Source organism: Vibrio sp. 1641 (assembly GCF_033339995.1).
Taxonomy (GTDB): Bacteria; Pseudomonadota; Gammaproteobacteria; order Enterobacterales; family Vibrionaceae; genus Vibrio; species Vibrio alginolyticus.
Genome location: NZ_JAWOVP010000004.1, coordinates 14,688 through 35,246 on the forward strand (window position 1 = coordinate 14,688; position 20,559 = coordinate 35,246).

Genomic DNA, 20,559 nt, shown 5'->3' on the forward strand with positions numbered 1-20,559 from the left:
TATTGACCCTTAACTCTCGTAAATGCCCTTAAGCAAACATCATACAATTTACATCTAGGTATGTGCATGAGTTTGCTTAAGTTAATGTACTACGCTCTCTATTAACTGTAATACAGTTTGAGTTATTCGCCTTTTACTCGACGCTCAATCGCATCCATCAGCTTGCCTGTGATTGAGATATCAAAAGCTGCTTCAATTTCGCGAATACAGGTTGGGCTGGTGACGTTGATTTCTGTTAGCTTGTCGCCAATTACGTCAAGGCCAACAAAGATAAGGCCTTTTTCTTTCAGTGTCGGAGCAACGGTTTGCGCAATTTTGAGGTCGGTTTCGCTTAGCGGACGAGCTTCACCAGTACCACCAGCGGCTAGGTTGCCGCGCGTTTCGCCTTTAGCAGGAATGCGTGCTAGACAGTAAGGCATAGGTTCGCCATCTACCACTAGGATACGTTTGTCACCGTTGCTGATGTCTGGCACGAAGGTTTGTGCCATTGCGTAGTTTTGACCGTGGTTAGTCAATGTCTCGATGATCACAGAGACGTTTGGATCGTTTTCTTTCACACGGAAGATGGACGCGCCACCCATACCATCAAGCGGTTTCAGGATGACATCACCATGTTTTTCACGAAATTCTTTAATTTTCTCTGCTTTTCGCGTCACGATAGTTGTAGGTGTCAGCTCTGGGAACCATGCTGTAAACAGCTTTTCGTTACAATCACGTAAGCTTTGAGGCTTGTTAACGATCAGTGCACCTTGTTCTTCTGCACGCTCAAGGATGTAAGTCGCGTAGATGTATTCAGTATCAAACGGAGGATCTTTACGCATTAGCACCGCGTCTAGTTCAGACAGTTCGATAGTTTGCTCTGATTTGAACTCGTACCAACCGTTTGGATCTTCTTTTAGTTCCACCACTTTAGTATCTGCAATGGCAACGCCTTGATCGAGATGCAGATCATTCATTTCCATGTAGTGGATTTCATAGCCGCGTCGTTGCGCTTCAAGCATCATGGCAAAGCTAGAGTCTTTTTTGATGTTAATGGACGAGATTGGGTCCATTACGATACCGAGTTTGATCATTATTTTTCTCCGTTTAACCAAGATCGCCGAAACGAACTTGTAAGGCTGTAATTGCTGTCAGAGCCGCTGTTTCGGTGCGCAGAACGCGAGGGCCGAGTAGCGTTTCTTCAAATTGGTATTCTCGAGTCATCTCGATCTCTTCAGACGATAAACCGCCTTCAGGACCGATCAGTAGGCGCACTTTTTCAACCGGGGTTGGCAAAGTGTTGATTGAGTATTTAGCACGAGGGTGAAGGTTAAGCTTTAAACCATCGTACTCTTCTTGACACCACTCTTCCAAACTCATAATTGGACGAATTTCGGGCACGACATTACGCCCACATTGCTCACAGGCACTGATGGCGATTTTCTGCCATTGCGCGAGTTTTTTCTCAAAACGCTTTTGGTCAAGCTTGACGCCACAACGTTCAGAAATCAGAGGAGTGATGGTATTGACGCCAAGTTCAACAGACTTTTGGATGGTGAACTCCATCTTATCGCCACGTGAAATGACTTGACCAAGGTGCAGATCTAAAGGGGATTCAATACTGCTTTCTACACGCTCGGTGATGTTAACCAAAACTGATTTCTTGCTGACTTCACTGATAACCGCTGGGAACTCTGCGCCACTGCCGTCAAAAAGGAGAACGTCTTGGCCTTCTTTCATGCGCAAAACACGACCGATATGGCCTGCTGCGTCGTCACTTAAAGCAAGTGAGCCAAGTTGATGAATGGTTTCTGGATGATAAATTCGAGGGGTACGCATGAGATTTCCAGCAAGAGAATAAACTTAAACCCTAACATGGATGCTTTGCACCGAAAAAACAAGGGGCAAGAAGCGTTTCAATATCAGTAATTGAAACGCTTCGAGGTCGGAGGTTACAGTGCGCGGCAGGCTTCTTGAACAAATGGGTTGTGATTGCCCTGTACTTTTGCAATGCGCTCGTCACGCTCACATTCCCATTTATCGGCAGGATAGGTTTTGTTCCAAGCACTCATTAATTGCGTTTGCTGCTTCGACAGTTTGAAACCGTACTCTTTGCTCATGTATAGATAGGTACGAGCAATTGAACCACGCGCACGGTCTGGTGGCATGACTTTACGCTGCTTAAAGTTCACTTGCATCTCACAGCGACCATAACTCACGCCATCCATACCGTTCCATTGGCTGAAGTTGTAGTTCGAACGGTCACCGTTTACTTCACCAATAGCAGGAGTTAGGTTGTGCAAGTCTGCTTCCATCAAACGAAAAGTTTTGTCTTTTTTCTTACAGTTTTTACGTCCGCCATCTTGCCAGCATTGACGCTGGTGGCCAAATTGCCACGCAGGAACAATGTGCTCCCATTCGATTCGTGCAGCCCGTTTTTCTTGTTTACGGACTTGGTAACCGCAAGAGGCTAAATCGGGTAAGCCTTTCTTGCCTTGCCATTGAATGTTACAGCCACAGTAGAAGCTTGTTGGGTGGTCCTGATAAATTTTGACCGCCTCACGTTTGGCTGCAGAGAATGAGCTCGGTGGCGCGGCAATCGCAGTGCTAGAAAGCGCGATAAGCAACAGAGAGAGTAAGTATTTCATGATAAAAGTCTTTATAAAGTATGACTTTATTCATGATAACACGCATAAAATAGCTTTAGTGATGAGTAAGTTAACAATAAGTGGCGAAGGGAAGGTTTTGATCAACTCGATCTTTATTTTGGGAACGCAAGTAACACTATGAGGTAAGGGCTACGATAATTGAATGCCGGTGAAGTTAAGTGGTTGGCGGCATTTTTGACAAGAGTACGTCGCCTCTTTGCGCAGCACTTTATTATGACGGCGAATCGATAGAGGGTAGGTCATACAACCACAACGATACTCAAAGGTTTTACCTTGAACGGATTTTACTTCAAAGCTGTGAGTGGTTTTGGCTGGTACGTTAAATACGGCTTCCATGACGCCTTTCCATTCTTTACCGTGAGGCCTAACTCGCCCGTAAACCTGATAAGTAATCAGGTGTGCTACTTCATGAGGAATGACTTCATCTAAGAATGCTTGGGTGTTTTCGCGAAATAAAACAGGGTTTAGGCGTACTTGATTTAATTGAAGGTAGGCTTTTCCTGCCGCTTTCCCACGGACGTCGAAGGTGATTGTTGGAATCGGGAAAGAACGTTTGAAAGCTTGTTCCGCCATCGCGATACATCCCGCCATCACTTGCTTGGCTTTATAGCTGAGTTCTATATCCACAATTCACCTCGATAAATCAAATAAAAAAGCCCCCGCATTGCGAGGGCCAGATCATAGCATCAGTTAATTATGGTGTGTGTTTTTTCTTGATGGTGGCATGGTAAGCGTGCCATGTACCGTAGCCTAGAATTGGCATGGTAAACAACATTCCGATCCCGTAGGTCGCAAAGCCGATAAGAATACCGCCACAGATGATCGCTGCCCAAACAATCATTGCTGGAATGTTGGATTTCACGGCATTAAAGCTGGTAAACACAGCGGTCATCATGTCTACGCGACGCTCCATCATGAGCGGAATAGAAAAGGCTGAAATGCTAAACACCACACAAGCCAAAACAAAGCCAACTAAAGAGCCGATGACAAGGAAGGGTAGGAACTCACTTAAAGGTGCCCCTTGAACAGAAGGGTAGAGTGCATGAAGTAGAGCGGCAATGCGCATCCAAAATATCATACACACTGCGAGTAACACGGCGAACGCCCATTGAGATGTTGAGTTACGACCGATCGCTTTCATTGAATGGAACAAGCTTGCTTTGTGTCCGCGCTCTCTCTCCCAACTGGCATCATACAAACCCAGCGCGAGAAACGGACCAATTAACATGTAAACAATCAAACTGGGCATGACGACTAAGTGTGTGCCTTGCCACTGTACAAGCAAAACAATGCCTATCGCAGCTGCCATAAAACAGATGCCATAGAAAGCACTAATAAGCGGCATTCGCACGAAATCATGCAGACCTAATGCGAGCCAATGAAAAGGTGCAGAAAGATTGACCGTATTGCACGGTATGGTTCTGGCGTATTCGTTGTCTGGCACTTCCTTTCGCTTGTTGTGGAAGTCCGATGGATTAACAGTTCGAGGCATAACTCCTCCTTGATTTATTCCCACATTATCCGCTTATACCAACTGACAGCGGTTTTTGTTCAGTCAAACTTGAAGCGACTTTTTCAAGTTTACATCTGAGCATTGGCTTAGTTTGGTATCGGCCATAAAGATGCTTAACTCATGTCTTTACTTAAGTGTTGCTTCCACAGTCGCCAGCATCCGACGTCTCTATTTAAATTGGAATTAACAATATTTTAACTATTGGCGGAGATGGGATAATTTACAAATAATTGCTTAAAATTTATTCGGTATAAAAATGAGGGAGAAACAGGACTGCTTTGTGGGGCAGGGCGGTATGAGCCGAAATGACTAGATAAAAGTTGCTGAAAATAAAAAGCCCCCACCATAAGCGAGGGCTTGATTGATTCTTGCTTAGCTTGATTATTTGATGCCAGCGAAATCGCGTAGAAGTGCAGCTTTGTCTGTCGCTTCCCACGGGAATTCTTCACGACCGAAGTGACCGTAAGCCGCTGTCTTCTTGTAGATAGGTTGAAGAAGGTTAAGCATTTCTTGTAGACCGTATGGACGTAGGTCGAAGAATTGACGAACCGCTTCAATGATGATGTCGTGAGATACTTTCTCAGTACCGAACGTTTCCACCATGATAGACGTTGGATCAGCAACACCGATTGCGTAAGAAAGTTGGATCTCACAACGGTCAGCCATGCCTGCCGCTACGATGTTTTTCGCTACGTAGCGTGCTGCGTATGCTGCACTACGGTCAACTTTTGATGGATCTTTACCAGAAAACGCACCGCCACCGTGACGAGCTGCGCCGCCGTAGGTATCTACGATGATCTTACGACCAGTTAGGCCACAGTCACCCATAGGACCACCGATTACGAAGCGACCGGTTGGGTTAATGAAGAAGTTTGTTTCTTTGTTGATCCACTCAGAAGGTAGCACTGGCTTAATGATCTCTTCCATTACCGCTTCACGCAGGTCTGAAGTTGAGATTGAGTCACAGTGTTGAGTTGAAAGAACAACCGCGTCGATACCAACGATGTTACCTTGATCGTATTGGAATGTTACCTGAGATTTTGCATCAGGACGCAACCAAGGTAGTGTGCCGTTTTTACGAACTTCTGCTTGCTTTTGAACAAGACGGTGAGAGTAAGTAATTGGCGCTGGCATTAGTACTTCAGTTTCGTTACAAGCGTAACCAAACATGATGCCTTGGTCGCCTGCACCTTGTTCTTTAGGGTCAGCTTTATCAACACCTTGGTTGATATCTGGCGACTGTTTACCGATTGTGTTTAGTACCGCACAAGAATCTGCGTCAAAGCCCATATCTGAATGTACGTAGCCGATTTCACGAACGGTTTCACGAGTTAACTCTTCGATGTCTACCCATGCTGAAGTCGTGATTTCACCACCCACCATTACCATACCGGTTTTAACGTAAGTCTCACATGCAACACGAGCCTTTGGATCTTGCTCTAGAATCGCGTCAAGAACCGCATCAGAAATCTGGTCTGCAATTTTATCTGGATGACCTTCTGATACTGACTCAGAAGTAAACAGGTGCTTAGCCATGTTAGCTCCACTATATCTGGTTTAAAACTGGGGAATGATAAACTCTCCAGCGCAAATTAATACTAATTTTTGTAGGTGTATCTACATCTAGACGTCTATTCTAAATTTGATTGCTCGAATTACAAGCTCTTTTTTGGTTTTTGTTATAACCAAACGTTTGCCTGATTTATTGATAATTTTAAGAACTTCGAACGATTTGGCGCGAAAGGTGCAATATTTGTGAGGTTTTGGACTGGAAAACGTTTGCACACCCAACAGGGCTTTGAGAGAATTATGACCTACTTTTCGTTTCGCTTAATGTACTCAGGAGCAGACATGTCGTCTCGTAAACATCTTGCCAATGCAATTCGTGCTCTAAGCATGGATGGTGTTCAACAAGCTAACTCAGGCCACCCAGGCGCACCAATGGGTATGGCTGATATCGCTGAAGTTCTTTGGCGCTCTCACCTAAACCATAACCCTTCAAACCCAGAGTGGGCCGACCGCGATCGCTTTGTGCTGTCAAACGGTCATGGGTCAATGCTTATTTACTCTCTACTGCACTTAAGCGGTTACGAGCTATCTATTGACGATCTGAAAAACTTCCGTCAATTGCACTCAAAAACCCCAGGTCACCCAGAGTACGGCTACGCGCCTGGTATCGAGACAACAACGGGTCCTCTAGGTCAAGGCATCACTAACGCTGTTGGTATGGCGATCGCAGAGAAAGCACTAGCGGCACAGTTCAACAAAGAAGGTCACGATATCGTTGACCACTTTACGTATGTGTTCATGGGTGACGGCTGTCTAATGGAAGGCATCTCGCATGAAGCATGCTCTCTTGCTGGGACGTTAGGTCTAGGCAAACTGATCGCGTTCTGGGATGACAACGGCATTTCTATCGACGGTCATGTTGAAGGCTGGTTCTCTGACGATACACCTAAGCGTTTTGAAGCGTACGGCTGGCATGTAATCCCAGCAGTCGATGGTCACGACTCAGACGCGATCAACGCAGCAATTGAAGCAGCAAAAGCGGACCCACGTCCTACGCTTATCTGTACCAAAACAATTATCGGTTTCGGTTCTCCTAACAAGTCTGGTTCGCACGACTGTCACGGTGCACCACTAGGTCACGATGAAATCCAAGCGGCTCGCGAATACCTAGGTTGGGAGTACGGCCCATTTGAGATCCCGGCAGATGTTTACGCTGAGTGGGATGCAAAAGAAGCGGGCGCCGCGAAAGAAGCAGCTTGGAATGAAAAATTCGAAGCATACGCTGCAGCTTGCCCTGATGAAGCGGCAGAGCTTAAACGTCGTCTAAACGGCGAACTTCCTGCACAGTGGGAAGAAAAAGCGAACCAAATCATTGCTGATCTTCAAGCAAACCCAGCGAACATTGCATCACGTAAAGCGTCGCAAAATGCACTAGAAGCGTTTGGTCAAATGCTTCCTGAGTTTATGGGTGGTTCTGCTGACCTAGCGCCTTCTAACCTGACCATGTGGTCTGGTTCTAAGTCTCTAGAAATGGAGGACTTCTCTGGCAACTACATCCACTACGGTGTGCGTGAATTCGGTATGACCGCTATCATCAACGGTATCGCATTGCACGGTGGTTTCGTTCCTTACGGCGCAACATTCCTAATGTTCATGGAATATGCTCGTAACGCAATGCGTATGGCTGCGCTGATGAAAATTCAGAACATCCAAGTTTACACGCATGATTCGATCGGTCTTGGCGAAGATGGCCCAACTCACCAACCTGTTGAGCAAATGGCGTCTCTACGTGTAACTCCAAACATGAGCACATGGCGCCCATGTGACCAAGTTGAGTCTGCAGTTGCATGGAAACTAGCGATTGAACGTAAAGATGCACCAACTGCACTTATCTTCTCTCGTCAAAACCTAGCGCAACAAGAGCGTACTGCTGAACAAGTCGCAGACATCGCGAAAGGTGCTTACATCCTGAAAGATAGCGAAGGTAAGCCTGAGCTAATCCTTATCGCAACAGGTTCTGAGGTTGAGCTTGCAGTGAAAGCCGCTGAGCAACTAACTTCAGAAGGCAAGAAAGTACGCGTTGTTTCAATGCCATCAACAGACGCATTCGACAAACAAGACGCTGCTTACCGTGAATCTGTACTGCCATCAGACGTAACGGCACGTATCGCTATTGAAGCGGGCATTGCGGATTTCTGGTACAAGTACGTAGGCTTCGACGGTCGCATCATCGGTATGACAACATTCGGTGAATCTGCACCTGCTGGTCAGCTATTCGAGATGTTTGGCTTCACGACTGAAAACGTAGTGAACACAGCTAAAGAATTGCTAGCGTAATTGCAGGACCATCTAAACAGTCGAACGTAAACGACAACTGTTAGATGCTAAAGTTAGAAAGGCCATCATTATGATGGCCTTTTTATTTTTGTCAGGTTTTCCAACCTTGTGGAATGCTTTGGTGAATGCAGTCTAAAAGTACGGATAAGCGCAGTGGTGGTCGTCCTGCTGGTGTATAGCAGTTAATGGAAATAGGCTCAGAAAGCCAACCTTCTAAGCAAGGTGTGATTCGCCCTGGGTGATGTTTCTCATAGCCGCATGCTGTCCAAGTCGGCAGCAGTCCAATACCATGACCATTCGCGATACTGTCTATTTGCATTGCTATGTTGTCGCTGTATAACCGACTAACAAAGGGTTCTAAAAAGAACTCACCGTGTTGAGGGTGTGCTAGCATCAATCCATTTTCTTGCACTGAACCAAAATCGATCCATGGATGTGCTTCAAGTTCTTTGGGGTGCGGTATAGGCCCATGTTGTTTTAGATAATTTGGAGAGGCAAAAGGCGTATAGCGAAATACCCCCAGCACTTCTTTTCGCCAGTCTAGCTCTTTACGTTCACCGAGCCAGATGAACAAATCTGGGTCATGGTGCGCTTCAGAAAAGTCACTGGTAAGTTGAACCCTAACGTCAGGATTATCAGCAAGAAAACGATTGAGTACGCCGCCGAGCCAGCTTCTAACTAAGGCAGTGTGACAAACAATATGCAGTGGCCCTGAAACTTGGTTCGTTAAACCTTGAAGTGCATCATAACTCTCTTCACTTAACTCAAGAATCTGGCGGCTGTAGTGGGCAAAGATCTCTCCAGCTCTTGTCAGAACTAATCGATTACCTTGTCTGGCGGTTAGAGCCTGACCGAAGTCTTCTTCTAATTGTGCCAAGCGACGACTTAGCGTTGATTTTGGCTGATTAAGGGCTTTAGCAGCGGCTGTCAAACTTTTATGCTGATTGAGCGCATCAAAGGCTCTAATTGATGCTAAGTCGTGCATATTTCTTTTACTCCTTACTGCGTTATGTACGAGTTCCATAAATGGAAAGAACCGTTCCATAACTCTCACTATGCATCTCATTCTATTTGTGAATAATTCACTTTCGAAAATAATAATCATTATCAATTATGGAGATGTAGATGTCTACTCTTAGACTGCCAGTTATTACCGCAACTGGTATTTTAGCCTTCGTCAGTGTCCCTCATGTTTTTGCCAATGATGCAGTTTCTAAAATGGAAACAGTGGTTGTAACTGCATCAAGCTACGAGCAATCTCAAGCGGACGCGCCTGCAAGTATTAGTGTTATTTCACGTGAGGAGTTGGACTCCCGTTATTACCGCGATGTGACTGATGCACTAAAAAGTGTGCCAGGTGTTGTCGTGACAGGTGGTGGTGATACCACCGACATTAGTATCCGTGGTATGGGTTCTAAATACACTTTGATACTGGTCGACGGTAAACGTCAAAGCACGCGTGAAACTCGTCCAAATAGTGACGGTCCTGGTATCGAACAAGGTTGGTTACCTCCTCTTCAAGCGATTGAGCGAATCGAAGTTATTCGTGGCCCAATGTCGACGCTTTACGGTTCTGATGCGATTGGTGGTGTGATTAACGTCATCACACGAAAAGATGCGCTAGAGTGGACAGGTAATGTTCAACTGGGCACGGTACTACAAGAGAATAGCCGCTCAGGGGGAGAGCAGAGCGCGAACTTTTTCGTTAATGGTCCGTTGGCTGAAAATTTATCTCTCCAAGTATATGGTCAGTACACAACCAGAGAAGAAGATGACATCGAATACGGTTATGAAGATAAAGATATGCAGAGTATCTCTTCAAAACTGACTTACCAGATTAATGAGCGCCACTCGGTACAATTAGAAGGTGGCACGTCGGCACAAAGTCGTCGTGGTAATGTGGGCCTTTCAGTGCCGACCACTGGGTGTCGTGGTGGGTGTGAAGACTCACTGAATGAATATCGTCGTAATTACGTAACGGTAAGCCACAACGGTGATTGGGATTCGATTGGCATTTCAGATACTTACTTACAGCGAGAAGAGAGCGAGAACAAATCTCGTGAGATGACGATCACCAACACCACGTTCAAATCGAGCTTGGTGACTGGTATCGGAAACCATACGTTGACGACGGGTGTGGACGCCACTCATGCAGAGCTTGAGGATTTCACCTCCAACAAAGCGTCATCGAAGACTGAAACATCGAATACGCAGTGGGCTGTTTTCATTGAAGATGAATGGAGAATCGCTGATCCGTTTAGCGTTACGCTTGGTGGTCGTCTAGATCATGACGAAAACTATGGCGCGCACTTTAGTCCGCGTGTTTACGGTGTATGGCGAGTTGATCCGTCTTGGACGGTGAAAGGCGGTGTGGCAACAGGTTTCCGTTCTCCACAATTACGTGAAATTACTCCTGGCTGGGCGCAAGTCAGTGGTGGCGGTAATATCTACGGTAACCCAGATCTTGACCCTGAAACGTCGCTAAACAAAGAAATCAGCGTCTTGTATCAAGGTGATTCTGGCTTAGATGTCTCTTTGACAGCGTTCCATAACGAATTCAAAGATAAGATCACACGTGTTGTTTGTCCAGACACTATCTGTACTGATGGTCCAAACCAATGGGGCGCAGATCCAACGTACCGTATTAACGTGGATGAAGCCGTCACACAAGGTATTGAAGCGACCTTAGCATCGCCGTTAACGGAAACCATTTACCTTAGCTCGAGCTACACATTTACCGACTCAGAGCAAAAAACAGGTGAATATAAAGGCATGCCGCTGCAGCAGTTACCAAAGCATCTGTTTAATGTGGATGTGACTTGGCAAACGACAACAGATCTAGAGAGCTGGGCGAAAGTCACGTACCGAGGTAAAGAAATGGATCCGGTTACTGGCCCATCAAGAAACAGTATTGTAGAACCAGCTTATACCTTTGTGGACGCCGGTGTGACATACCAGTTAACCGACAATACTCGTATTAAAGGCGCTATCTATAACTTGCTGGACGAGGAAATCAGTTACGAAGAATACGGATATATTGAAGATGGTCGTCGCTACTGGTTAGGTTTAGACGTCGCATTTTAATTATCTATCGTTGTAATAAGGTCGAGCATAGTCTCGACCTTTTTTAATCCTGCTTTACTTTGATTCAACAGGTGCGTTTGTCAGCCTGATCAGGTAGTATCTGTGACACGAAATTTTTGGTAGGGCGAAGGATAAATGCTAAAGGTTGCGATCAATGGATTTGGACGTATAGGTCGTAATGTTCTGCGAGCGGTGTATGAAAGCGGAAAACACCAGCAGATCAAGGTTGTGGCGGTAAACGAACTAGCACAGCCAGAGGCGATGGCACACCTACTGCAATATGACACCAGTCATGGTCGCTTTGGTAAAAAAATTTCCCATGACCAAGAACATTTGCATGTTCATCATGACAGCGGTGAATATGATTCCATTCGCATTCTCCATCTCTCCGAAATCGAATTACTTCCTTGGCGTGATTTAGAAGTTGATATCGTCTTGGATTGCACTGGCGTATTTGGTTCGCAAGCGGATGGGCAAGCGCATATAGAAGCAGGCGCGAAGAAAGTACTGTTTTCGCACCCGGGCGCAAACGACCTAGATAATACGATTATCTATGGCGTGAACCACGAAACTCTGAAAGACGAGCACCGTGTTGTCTCCAATGGCTCTTGCACCACCAACTGTATCGTTCCCATCATTAAAGTATTAGACGAAGCCTTCGGCATAGAGTCTGGCACCATTACCACAATTCATTCGTCCATGAACGATCAACAAGTAATCGATGCGTATCATAACGACTTACGCCGTACCCGTGCTGCAAGCCAATCTATTATTCCGGTGGACACTAAGTTGCATAAGGGGATTGAAAGAATCTTCCCGAAATTTTCCAACAAATTCGAAGCAATTTCTGTTCGTGTTCCAACGGTTAACGTCACTGCAATGGATTTAAGTGTCACAATTAGTACAAATGTGAAAGTTAATGACGTAAATCAAACCATTGTTAACGCATCTCAGTGTACATTACGTAACATTGTTGACTATACTGAATCGCCACTCGTTTCCATCGATTTTAACCACGACCCCCATAGTGCGATTGTGGATGGAAGCCAGACTAGAGTGAGTAACGGGCAACTCGTAAAAATGCTCGTTTGGTGCGACAACGAATGGGGCTTTGCTAACCGGATGCTGGATACTGCCTTAGCAATGCAAGCTTCTTCGCAAGTGGAACAGTAATGACGAAGAAGTGATGGAGAATTTTTATTTCTAGCCTTGAAATAAATCCATAATATCTCCATATCTATAACCAGTTTGAAGAATTAACAGGCTTGGCAGGGTTGCCGAGTTTTCAAAAACTTTAATTATTAAATATTTGAGAGGACACATCATGTCTGTAATCAAGATGACTGACCTGGATCTTGCAGGTAAACGTGTATTTATCCGTGCTGACCTAAACGTGCCAGTAAAAGACGGTAAAGTAACTTCGGATGCACGTATCATCGCATCTCTTCCAACTATTAAGCACTGCCTAGAAGCAGGCGCTAAAGTAATGGTTACGTCTCACCTAGGTCGCCCAACTGAAGGTGAATACGCTGAAGAGTTCTCTCTACAACCAGTTGTTAATTACCTAAACGACGCACTAGATTGCGAAGTGAAGCTAGCAAAAGACTACCTAGATGGCCTAGAGCTAAATGCGGGTGAACTTGTTGTTCTTGAAAACGTTCGCTTCAACAAAGGCGAAAAGAAAAACGACGAAGAGCTATCTAAGAAATACGCAGCACTATGTGACGTATTCGTAATGGACGCATTCGGTACGGCTCACCGTGCTCAAGCATCTACTCACGGTGTTGGCATGCACGCAGACGTAGCATGTGCTGGTCCTCTACTAGCAAACGAACTAGAAGCGCTAGGCAAAGCAATGGACAAGCCAGCTCGTCCAATGGTTGCTATCGTAGGTGGTTCAAAAGTTTCTACTAAGCTAACTGTTCTTGAGTCTCTATCTAAAATCGCTGACCAACTCGTTGTTGGTGGTGGTATTGCTAACACATTCATCGCAGCTGCTGGCCACAACGTTGGTAAGTCTCTATACGAAGCAGACCTAGTTGAAACAGCTAAGAAGCTAATGGACGAGTGTGCAATTCCAGTAGCAACTGACGTTGCATGTGCGAAAGCATTTGACGAGAACGCAGAAGCTGAAATCAAGCACGTTTCTGAAGTACAAGACGACGACATGATCTTCGACCTTGGTCCAGATTCAACTGCTGAACTAGCTGAAATCCTTAAAAACGCTAAGACTATCCTATGGAATGGTCCAGTAGGCGTATTCGAATTCAAGAACTTCGAAGCTGGTACTAAAGGTATCTCTGAAGCTATCGCAGCTTCTGAAGGCTTCTCTGTTGCAGGTGGTGGTGACACGCTAGCGGCTATCGACAAGTTCGGTATCAAAGCGGATGTATCTTACATCTCTACTGGCGGCGGCGCTTTCCTTGAGTTCGTAGAAGGTAAAGTTCTTCCAGCAGTAGAAATGCTAGAAGCACGAGCTAAGTAATTAAAGCAAAGCGGGGGAGTGATTCTCCCGCTTTCTTGTTTGCTGCAACGTGTGAGGAACTCTGCTAGAATAGCCTCAGTTGTGAGCAAACGTTTGCAAGATTTTCAACTTAACAAGTTTTGTTTAAAAACGACAGATAAATAGGATTACATCCATGTCTAAGATCTTCGACTTCGTAAAACCAGGTGTTATCTCTGGCGATGACGTTCAGAAAGTATTTGAAGTTGCAAAAGAAAACAGCTTTGCACTTCCAGCAGTAAACTGTGTGGGTACTGACTCTGTAAACGCAGTACTTGAAGCAGCTGCAAAAGTTAAAGCTCCAGTTATCGTTCAGTTCTCTAACGGTGGCGCTGCTTTCTTTGCTGGTAAAGGTCTAAAACTTGAAGGTCAAGAAGCTCAAATCCTAGGTGCTGTTGCTGGTGCGAAATACGTTCACGCTGTAGCTGAAGCTTACGGTGTTCCAGTAATCCTACACACTGACCACGCAGCTAAGAAACTACTTCCTTGGATCGACGGTCTACTAGACGCTGGTGAAGAGTACTTCGCGCAAACTGGTAAGCCACTATTCTCTTCTCACATGATCGACCTTTCTGAAGAGTCTCTAGAAGAGAACATCGAAATTTCTGCTAAGTACCTAGAGCGCATGGCTAAAATGAACATGACTCTAGAAATCGAACTAGGTTGTACTGGTGGTGAAGAAGACGGCGTTGACAACTCTGATATGGATGCGTCTGAGCTATACACTTCTCCAGAAGACGTTGCATACGCATACGAGAAACTAAGCGCAATCAGCCACCGTTTCACTATCGCAGCATCTTTCGGTAACGTACACGGCGTATACAAGCCAGGTAACGTTGTACTAACTCCAACTATCCTACGTGATTCTCAAGCGCACGTTTCTGAGAAATTCGGTCTTCCAGCGAACTCTCTAAACTTCGTATTCCACGGCGGTTCAGGTTCTTCTCTAGAAGAAATCCGTGAATCTATCGGCTACGGTGTAATCAAAATGAACATCGATACTGATACACAGTGGGCTACTTGGGATGGTATCCGTAAGTTCGAAGCTGAAAACCACGATTACCTACAAGGTCAGATCGGTAACCCAACTGGTGAAGATGCACCAAACAAGAAGTACTACGATCCACGCGTATGGCTACGTGCAGGCCAAGCTTCAATGGTTACTCGTCTAGAGCAAGCATTTGCTGACCTTAACGCAGTTGACGTACTATAATCGTTACTGATTAAGTTACTTAAAAACCCGCTCTTTGAGCGGGTTTTTTTATGCCTATCACTTTCTTCCCTGCTGCTTTCTCCCGATATTTTTATGCGTTAGATTGTATTTGCTAGTGAGATATCTCACCTTTAACGTTTTTTTAAAGAAAACATGGGAATATCAGTCTTAAGAGTGGCGAAATCAGAGTGCATTGCGTAACCTGTAACAAGTCAGTGTCAGAAAGCTCTGATAAAGTCTTGTTTTGCATATCTTTGCGAAACTCTGACTTTGAAAAAAGTCAGAGTTGGGATATTGTGCCAAAAATCTGACACTGTTCAGTGGAGCAATAGGGATGTTGTTTTAGAAAAGAGCCTTTAAAAAACAAGGTTCATAAATTAACGGCAATTGGATTTATATCTCTTTATTTTTGAGGATAAGAATTATGGCAGGTGAATCGGTGGGTATCGATACCACTTTAACGGATGGTCTAACTCAGGCTGAAACTTGGCTGACAAACAATTCAGATCTACTGGTTCAGTACGGTGTGAACATTATCTCTGCGCTGCTTATTCTGTTTATCGGTAATCTTATCGTTAAGGCAGTCGCTGGTAGTGTTTCTAAAGTACTAGAAAAGAAAAACATGGATAAGGCCGTCGTTGAATTTATTCACGGTCTTGTTCGTTACTTGCTATTTGTAATCGTGCTAATCGCGGCTCTTGGTCGATTAGGAGTTCAAACCGCTTCTGTTGTTGCTGTGATTGGTGCGGCAGGTCTTGCTGTTGGTCTTGCACTACAAGGTTCACTATCAAACTTTGCAGCAGGCGTACTTATTGTTGCGTTCCGTCCATTCAAATCAGGCGACTACGTAGAAATCGGTGGTGTGGCGGGTAGTGTTGAAGCAATTCAAATCTTCCAAACCGTTCTAAAAACACCAGACAACAAAATGGTTGTTGTGCCTAACTCTTCAGTTATCGGCGGTGCCATTACTAACTACTCTCGCCATGCGACACGACGTGTCGACCTAGTGATTGGTGTTTCATACAAAGCAGACCTTAAACTAACGAAGAAAGTGATTCGTGAGACGCTAGAGAAAGATCCACGTATCTTGAAAGACCCAGATATCACAATTGGTGTACTTACGTTAGCAGACTCTTCAGTTAACTTTGTGGTTCGTCCATGGGTGAAAACTGCAGATTACTGGGGCGTATACTTTGATGCAATGCAAGGTATTAAAGAAGCATTGGATGAAAATGGTATCGAGATTCCATTCCCACAAATGGATGTTCACCTGAACAAAGTCGACGCTTAATCAAAAGCAGTCGATATTCAAAAGCGAGGCCAATAGGCCTCGCTTTTTTATATTTCGTAAAGGGTGTGATGACCAGCAAGTAAGAGGCGTTTTAGATGTTTACCTGCAAATCCAAATGTGAACTCAGGTAAGCCAGGCGTATAGAGCAACTCTTGATGTTGATAGAGATTGGTATCAACAATGATAGTGATGTATTCCGGTAAGCCTATTGGGCAAACCGCGCCGGGTACGCAACCTAACACTTCGACCATTTCATCGTCATTACAAATAGAGGGACGTTTACCTGTAATCGCTTTAATCTGCTTGGCATCGAGGCGCGAGTCCTTATCTGTCAGATAAACCGCGTAACCTTGTCCTTTGAGTGTTAAAAAGAGGCTTTTGGTATGCGTACCCGTCCAACCAAGCTCTCTCGCAATGCGTATATCTGTCTCAAAGTCTAAGATGGCTTCGTGCTGCCATTCCCGAAAAGGAATAGAGAGCGCGTTGAATCGCTCTCTATTGTTGTTATAAATACGTTTTAGTGACTCCATGTCTTTGCTGCCTTACTACCTGGTGATTACCAATACTTATCAATAAGCTCACTCGCTAAGATATACGCTATTGTGAACATCATCATTGCGATTGCAATGTCGATGGTTTTTTTCACTTTTGGTTTAGAGAGTGTTGGACCTAGTTTGGCTGCTCCTATCGATAAAGTGTAGAACCAAACAAAGGAAGCCAGAATCGTACCTAGTGCAAAAGCAATGCGATCATGGCCTTCAAATTGTCCACCGATCGAACCTAGAATAACGACTGTATCTAAATATAAGTGCGGATTAAGCACAGTGACAGCTAGCGCACCTAGAATAACCGTTCGACGACCTCGAGCTACAATCTCCCCTTTTGATTCCGATTCACTCTCTGGCTTAAAAGCACTTTTTAGCGAGAGCAGTCCATAGAAGCTCAAGAAAGCAATACCACCAAGTGTCACCGACGTCAGTAAGATTTCATTTTGAGACAGAATTGCACCACCACCAAAGATACCTAGAGAGATGAAAATCATATCTAGCACGCTACAAATAGTGGCGGTTGTTAGGTGGTGATTACGCTTTATGCCTTGATTCAAAACATACGCATTTTGCGCGCCGATCGGAATGATCATTGATGCTCCTAAACCAAAACCTTGCAATAGAACCCACAAGCTCACACTTCACCTCACTTCAAAATAACAAATACATTTACAGAGAGGGGAAAGATAAAGCGTTTATCTAAATAAGTATAATTAATGATTTTAATCTTACATTAGATAGACTAATTTAACGGGAGGCGTTTGATCAGGAGTGAGAGGAAAGGTATGCGAGGGTTAGATTACAAATGGATTGAGGCATTAGACGCTATAGTTTATCAGGGTAGCTTTGAGCGTGCTGCCGAGCATTTATTTGTTTCTCAATCCGCCATTTCTCAACGTATCAAGCAGTTAGAGAAGTTTCTCGCGCAGCCTGTTTTAATTCGAAGCCAGCCACCTAAGCCAACGCCAATTGGTAAAAAATTGTTGGGTCTTTATCGGCGAGTACGCTTGCTAGAGCATGAAATTCTCCCCGAACTAAAAAATGATACCAGTACGCGACCTGTGCAACTCTCTTTAGCGACTAATGCAGATAGCCTTGCAACATGGCTACTGCCAGCGCTGCAAAATGTTATGAAGCAGCGTCAAGTTGAACTAAAACTGACTATCTATGGTGAATACCGCTCTATTGAAAAACTCAAAAGTGGCGAAGTGACAGGAGCGATCAGCTTGGAGTCCCAGCCAATCCCCGGATGCAGAGCAGACTATTTAGGTCGCATCGATTATGTTTGTGTCGCGAGCCCAGAGTTCTATCAGCGTTATTTTTCTAAAGGCGTAAATAATCAGACATTGGCAAAAGCACCGGCCGTTTCATATGACCAATATGATGATCTACATAAAACATTTCTTACCGAGCACTTTAACGTCAATCCTGACAGCGTTATTCATCACAACATCAGTAGTTCTGAAGCGTTTCTAAAAGTGGCGTTAGCTGGTGTAGCTTATTGCTTGATCCCCCGCTTGCAAATTACCGACGAATTAGACAGAGGTGTGTTGGTTGATGTGACTCCAGGTTTTTTAATGTCCCATCGGATTTATTGGCACCACTGGCAGTTAGAAACTGGGGTACTACAAGAAATCTCACATGCGATAGTGGGGTATGCGCAGCAGCATCTACCTCAATAAGTTTGTCAGAGCTGCATATCGTTAACTTAGTGTGTTTTGTTTAAAAATTACGCCAATGTTACATAGTCAAAGTTGTGTTAGAAGTCACTATGGGTGCTTGGATAATCGGCGGAAGTTTCTATTATGAAACCACACGCTTTCTCAGCCATGATAGTGATGTTGGAATCTGAGATTAAGTACTTAATTTTGTATGGATGGATTTATTGAATGAAATTGTATTCATTTTTGCTGGCTTCAGCACTCAGCCTTACCAGTGCTTCAGTTTTGGCGAATACGCCAGAGTTTGCTCATGTTACGACAACGGGGTATGGCGAAGTGACGGCCACACCTGATATGGCTACGTTTTCTGTAAAAGTAGTCGATACGACAATGACGGCTGAACAAGCGAAATTGTCCGTAGATAAAACCGTTGAAGAGTTTCTAAAAAGCTTGTCGGATGCCGGCTTGTCAAAAGACAATATTACTAGCTCGAATTTATACCTTGCTCCTCAGTACCACTACCCTAAATCAGGAAAAGCAGAACTTGTTGGGTATCGAGCATCTCGCAGTATTGATGTCACGGTGACGGATCTGAAAAACCTTAACCAATACCTAGATATGGCGTTAGAAGCGGGAATTAATCAGGTTGATAATATTCAACTTAAGGTAAGCAACCAAGCCGAGTATCAGCAAAAGGCACGAATGGCGGCGATTAAGGACGCAAGAGAAAAAGCAGGGTCATTAGCGACTGGTTTTGAGAAAAAGTTGGGCGATGTATGGCAGATCAATTACAGACAGATGCACGTTCAGCCTGTGTTAATGCGTTCAATGGCGATGGATAGTAAAGAAGGAGCGAATAGCTACCAAGATTCAACTATGATCATTCGCGATCAAGTCGATGTCATTTATAAGCTAAAGTAAGGCTTAGCAAACAGTAAAAAGCAAAAGGCAGGGAGTCATAACCCCTGCCTTTGTCGTTTCTGTTTCACTGTTTAGTGAAGGATACGAGCACGGATTGTGCCTTCAATGTTTTTGAGCTTTGTTAGAGCTTCTTCTGCTCGTTCAGTTTCAACGTCGATCACTACGTAGCCTATTTCAGCGGCTGTTTGTAGGTACTGCGCGGCAATGTTAATGCCTTCTTCAGCAAAGATGGTGTTGATCTGAGTTAGAATACCAGGACGGTTCTTGTGGATATGAAGCAGACGAGAGCACTCTCCACTGTGTTCTGGCAATGACACTTCAGGGAAGTTTACGCTTGAAAGTGTCGAGCCGTTATCAGAGTACTTAGCCAGTTTGCCCGCCACTTCTAAGCCGATATTCTCTTGTGCTTCTTGCGTTGAACCACCAACGTGTGGAGTGAGAATGACGTTATCGAATTTTTGTAAAGGAGACTCGAACGGGTCAGCATTTGTTTTTGGTTCAGTTGGGAATACATCAATTGCAGCGCCGGCAAGGTGACCAGCTTCTAAGCTATGGCAAAGTGCAGGAATATCCACAACGGTGCCACGTGCCGCGTTGATAAAGATGGAACCTGGTTTCATTCGAGCAAATTCAGCTTCACCCATCATGTTTTTCGTTTCCGGTGTTTCGGGAACGTGCAAAGAAATCACATCACATTTGTTCAATAGTTCACTCATGGTATGTACTTGCGTCGCATTACCAAGGGACAGTTTGTTCTCAATATCGTAGTAGTAAACGCGCATACCTAAGTTTTCGGCAATAATACCAAGCTGCGTACCAATGTGACCGTATCCGATAATGCCAAGGCACTTACCACGAGCTTCGTAAGAGTTGTCTGCACTTTTCTTCCAAATACCGCGATGTGCAAGTGCATTCTTTTCAGGAATACCACGCACTAGTAAAAGGATTTGCCCAAGTACAAGCTCTGCCACGCTTCGAGTGTTAGAGAATGGTGCATTAAAGACAGGAATACCGCGTTTTGCTGCTGCATCTAGGTTTACTTGGTTAGTACCAATACAAAAACAGCCAATTGCAACCAGCTTGTTCGCCGCATTGATTACCTCTTCGGATAGGTTCGTACGGGAGCGGATACCAATGAAGTGCACGTCTTTTACCGCTTCAATTAGTTCTTCTTCCGGAAGGGAACCTTTATGGTATTCAATGTTGGTATAACCAGCTGCTTGAAGAACTTCAACTGAAGAAGGGTGGAGTCCCTCTAACAAGAGGATCTTAATCTTTTCTTTTTCCAGTGAAACTTTGGCCATTTTTTCTCGTCCTTAAAATGGAAAGGT

At 44.7% G+C, this 20,559-nt stretch carries 18 protein-coding genes; 8 read left to right on the forward strand and 10 right to left on the reverse strand.

What is annotated here, in order from left to right; all coding sequences use genetic code 11:
• Positions 1 to 122 precede the first annotated feature (122 nt).
• The 6 genes from gshB to metK form a co-directional block, all read right to left on the reverse strand.
• Entirely contained in the window at positions 123 to 1,073 is a 951-nt protein-coding gene (gene gshB, locus R7Z47_RS10595; protein ID WP_005381021.1) for a glutathione synthase, read from the reverse strand.
• Between the two features lie 13 nt (positions 1,074 to 1,086).
• Entirely contained in the window at positions 1,087 to 1,818 is a 732-nt protein-coding gene (rsmE, locus tag R7Z47_RS10600) for a 16S rRNA (uracil(1498)-N(3))-methyltransferase (RefSeq protein WP_154205024.1), read from the reverse strand.
• A 113-nt stretch (positions 1,819 to 1,931) separates the two neighbouring features.
• Positions 1,932 to 2,627, reverse strand: coding sequence for a deoxyribonuclease I (gene endA / locus R7Z47_RS10605; RefSeq protein WP_005384533.1), 696 nt, complete (start codon positions 2,625 to 2,627; stop codon positions 1,932 to 1,934).
• Positions 2,628 to 2,777: 150 nt separating this feature from the next.
• On the reverse strand, positions 2,778 to 3,275 hold the full coding sequence (locus R7Z47_RS10610) for a SprT family zinc-dependent metalloprotease (RefSeq protein ID WP_005381025.1): 498 nt from the start codon (positions 3,273 to 3,275) through the stop codon (positions 2,778 to 2,780).
• Between the two features lie 67 nt (positions 3,276 to 3,342).
• Positions 3,343 to 4,140: a DUF2189 domain-containing protein gene (locus R7Z47_RS10615; RefSeq protein ID WP_005381026.1), complete on the reverse strand. Its 798-nt coding sequence runs from the start codon at positions 4,138 to 4,140 to the stop codon at positions 3,343 to 3,345.
• 402 nt (positions 4,141 to 4,542) lie between these two features.
• Complete coding sequence (gene metK, locus R7Z47_RS10620) at positions 4,543 to 5,697, reverse strand: methionine adenosyltransferase (protein ID WP_005381027.1); 1,155 nt, start codon at positions 5,695 to 5,697, stop codon at positions 4,543 to 4,545.
• A 315-nt stretch (positions 5,698 to 6,012) separates the two neighbouring features.
• On the opposite strand from metK, the gene tkt reads away from it, so the two are divergent.
• Complete coding sequence (tkt, locus tag R7Z47_RS10625; RefSeq protein WP_318130061.1) at positions 6,013 to 8,007, forward strand: transketolase; 1,995 nt, start codon at positions 6,013 to 6,015, stop codon at positions 8,005 to 8,007.
• A 91-nt stretch (positions 8,008 to 8,098) separates the two neighbouring features.
• Here tkt and R7Z47_RS10630 read toward each other — a convergent pair whose 3' ends face one another.
• Positions 8,099 to 8,992, reverse strand: coding sequence for a LysR family transcriptional regulator (locus R7Z47_RS10630; RefSeq protein ID WP_017633561.1), 894 nt, complete (start codon positions 8,990 to 8,992; stop codon positions 8,099 to 8,101).
• A gap of 140 nt (positions 8,993 to 9,132) precedes the next feature.
• Here R7Z47_RS10630 and R7Z47_RS10635 point away from each other — a divergent pair, with 140 nt between their 5' ends.
• The 5 genes from R7Z47_RS10635 (at position 9,133) to mscS (ending at position 16,098) form a co-directional block, all read left to right on the forward strand.
• Positions 9,133 to 11,091, forward strand: a complete 1,959-nt coding sequence (locus tag R7Z47_RS10635; protein WP_005380999.1) for a ligand-gated channel protein — start codon at positions 9,133 to 9,135, stop codon at positions 11,089 to 11,091.
• A 135-nt stretch (positions 11,092 to 11,226) separates the two neighbouring features.
• On the forward strand, positions 11,227 to 12,264 hold the full coding sequence (gene epd / locus R7Z47_RS10640; RefSeq protein ID WP_005384545.1) for an erythrose-4-phosphate dehydrogenase: 1,038 nt from the start codon (positions 11,227 to 11,229) through the stop codon (positions 12,262 to 12,264).
• 151 nt (positions 12,265 to 12,415) lie between these two features.
• On the forward strand, positions 12,416 to 13,576 hold the full coding sequence (locus R7Z47_RS10645) for a phosphoglycerate kinase (RefSeq protein WP_005384547.1): 1,161 nt from the start codon (positions 12,416 to 12,418) through the stop codon (positions 13,574 to 13,576).
• 154 nt (positions 13,577 to 13,730) lie between these two features.
• Entirely contained in the window at positions 13,731 to 14,807 is a 1,077-nt protein-coding gene (gene fbaA, locus R7Z47_RS10650) for a class II fructose-bisphosphate aldolase (RefSeq protein WP_005380996.1), read from the forward strand.
• A gap of 424 nt (positions 14,808 to 15,231) precedes the next feature.
• Positions 15,232 to 16,098, forward strand: coding sequence for a small-conductance mechanosensitive channel MscS (gene mscS / locus R7Z47_RS10655; protein WP_005380995.1), 867 nt, complete (start codon positions 15,232 to 15,234; stop codon positions 16,096 to 16,098).
• Between the two features lie 47 nt (positions 16,099 to 16,145).
• On the opposite strand, the gene R7Z47_RS10660 is transcribed toward mscS, so the two are convergent.
• Both R7Z47_RS10660 and R7Z47_RS10665 read right to left on the reverse strand, forming a co-directional pair.
• Complete coding sequence (locus R7Z47_RS10660; RefSeq protein WP_005380994.1) at positions 16,146 to 16,628, reverse strand: YbaK/EbsC family protein; 483 nt, start codon at positions 16,626 to 16,628, stop codon at positions 16,146 to 16,148.
• Positions 16,629 to 16,654: 26 nt separating this feature from the next.
• Complete coding sequence (locus R7Z47_RS10665) at positions 16,655 to 17,284, reverse strand: LysE/ArgO family amino acid transporter (protein WP_005380992.1); 630 nt, start codon at positions 17,282 to 17,284, stop codon at positions 16,655 to 16,657.
• A 147-nt stretch (positions 17,285 to 17,431) separates the two neighbouring features.
• Between R7Z47_RS10665 and R7Z47_RS10670 the strand changes: the two genes are divergently transcribed.
• Both R7Z47_RS10670 and R7Z47_RS10675 read left to right on the forward strand, forming a co-directional pair.
• Entirely contained in the window at positions 17,432 to 18,328 is an 897-nt protein-coding gene (locus R7Z47_RS10670; RefSeq protein ID WP_005380990.1) for a LysR family transcriptional regulator ArgP, read from the forward strand.
• Between the two features lie 207 nt (positions 18,329 to 18,535).
• Entirely contained in the window at positions 18,536 to 19,228 is a 693-nt protein-coding gene (locus tag R7Z47_RS10675) for an oxidative stress defense protein (protein ID WP_005384550.1), read from the forward strand.
• Positions 19,229 to 19,299: 71 nt separating this feature from the next.
• Here R7Z47_RS10675 and serA read toward each other — a convergent pair whose 3' ends face one another.
• On the reverse strand, positions 19,300 to 20,532 hold the full coding sequence (gene serA / locus R7Z47_RS10680) for a phosphoglycerate dehydrogenase (RefSeq protein WP_017821632.1): 1,233 nt from the start codon (positions 20,530 to 20,532) through the stop codon (positions 19,300 to 19,302).
• Between the last annotated feature and the right edge of the window lie 27 nt (positions 20,533 to 20,559).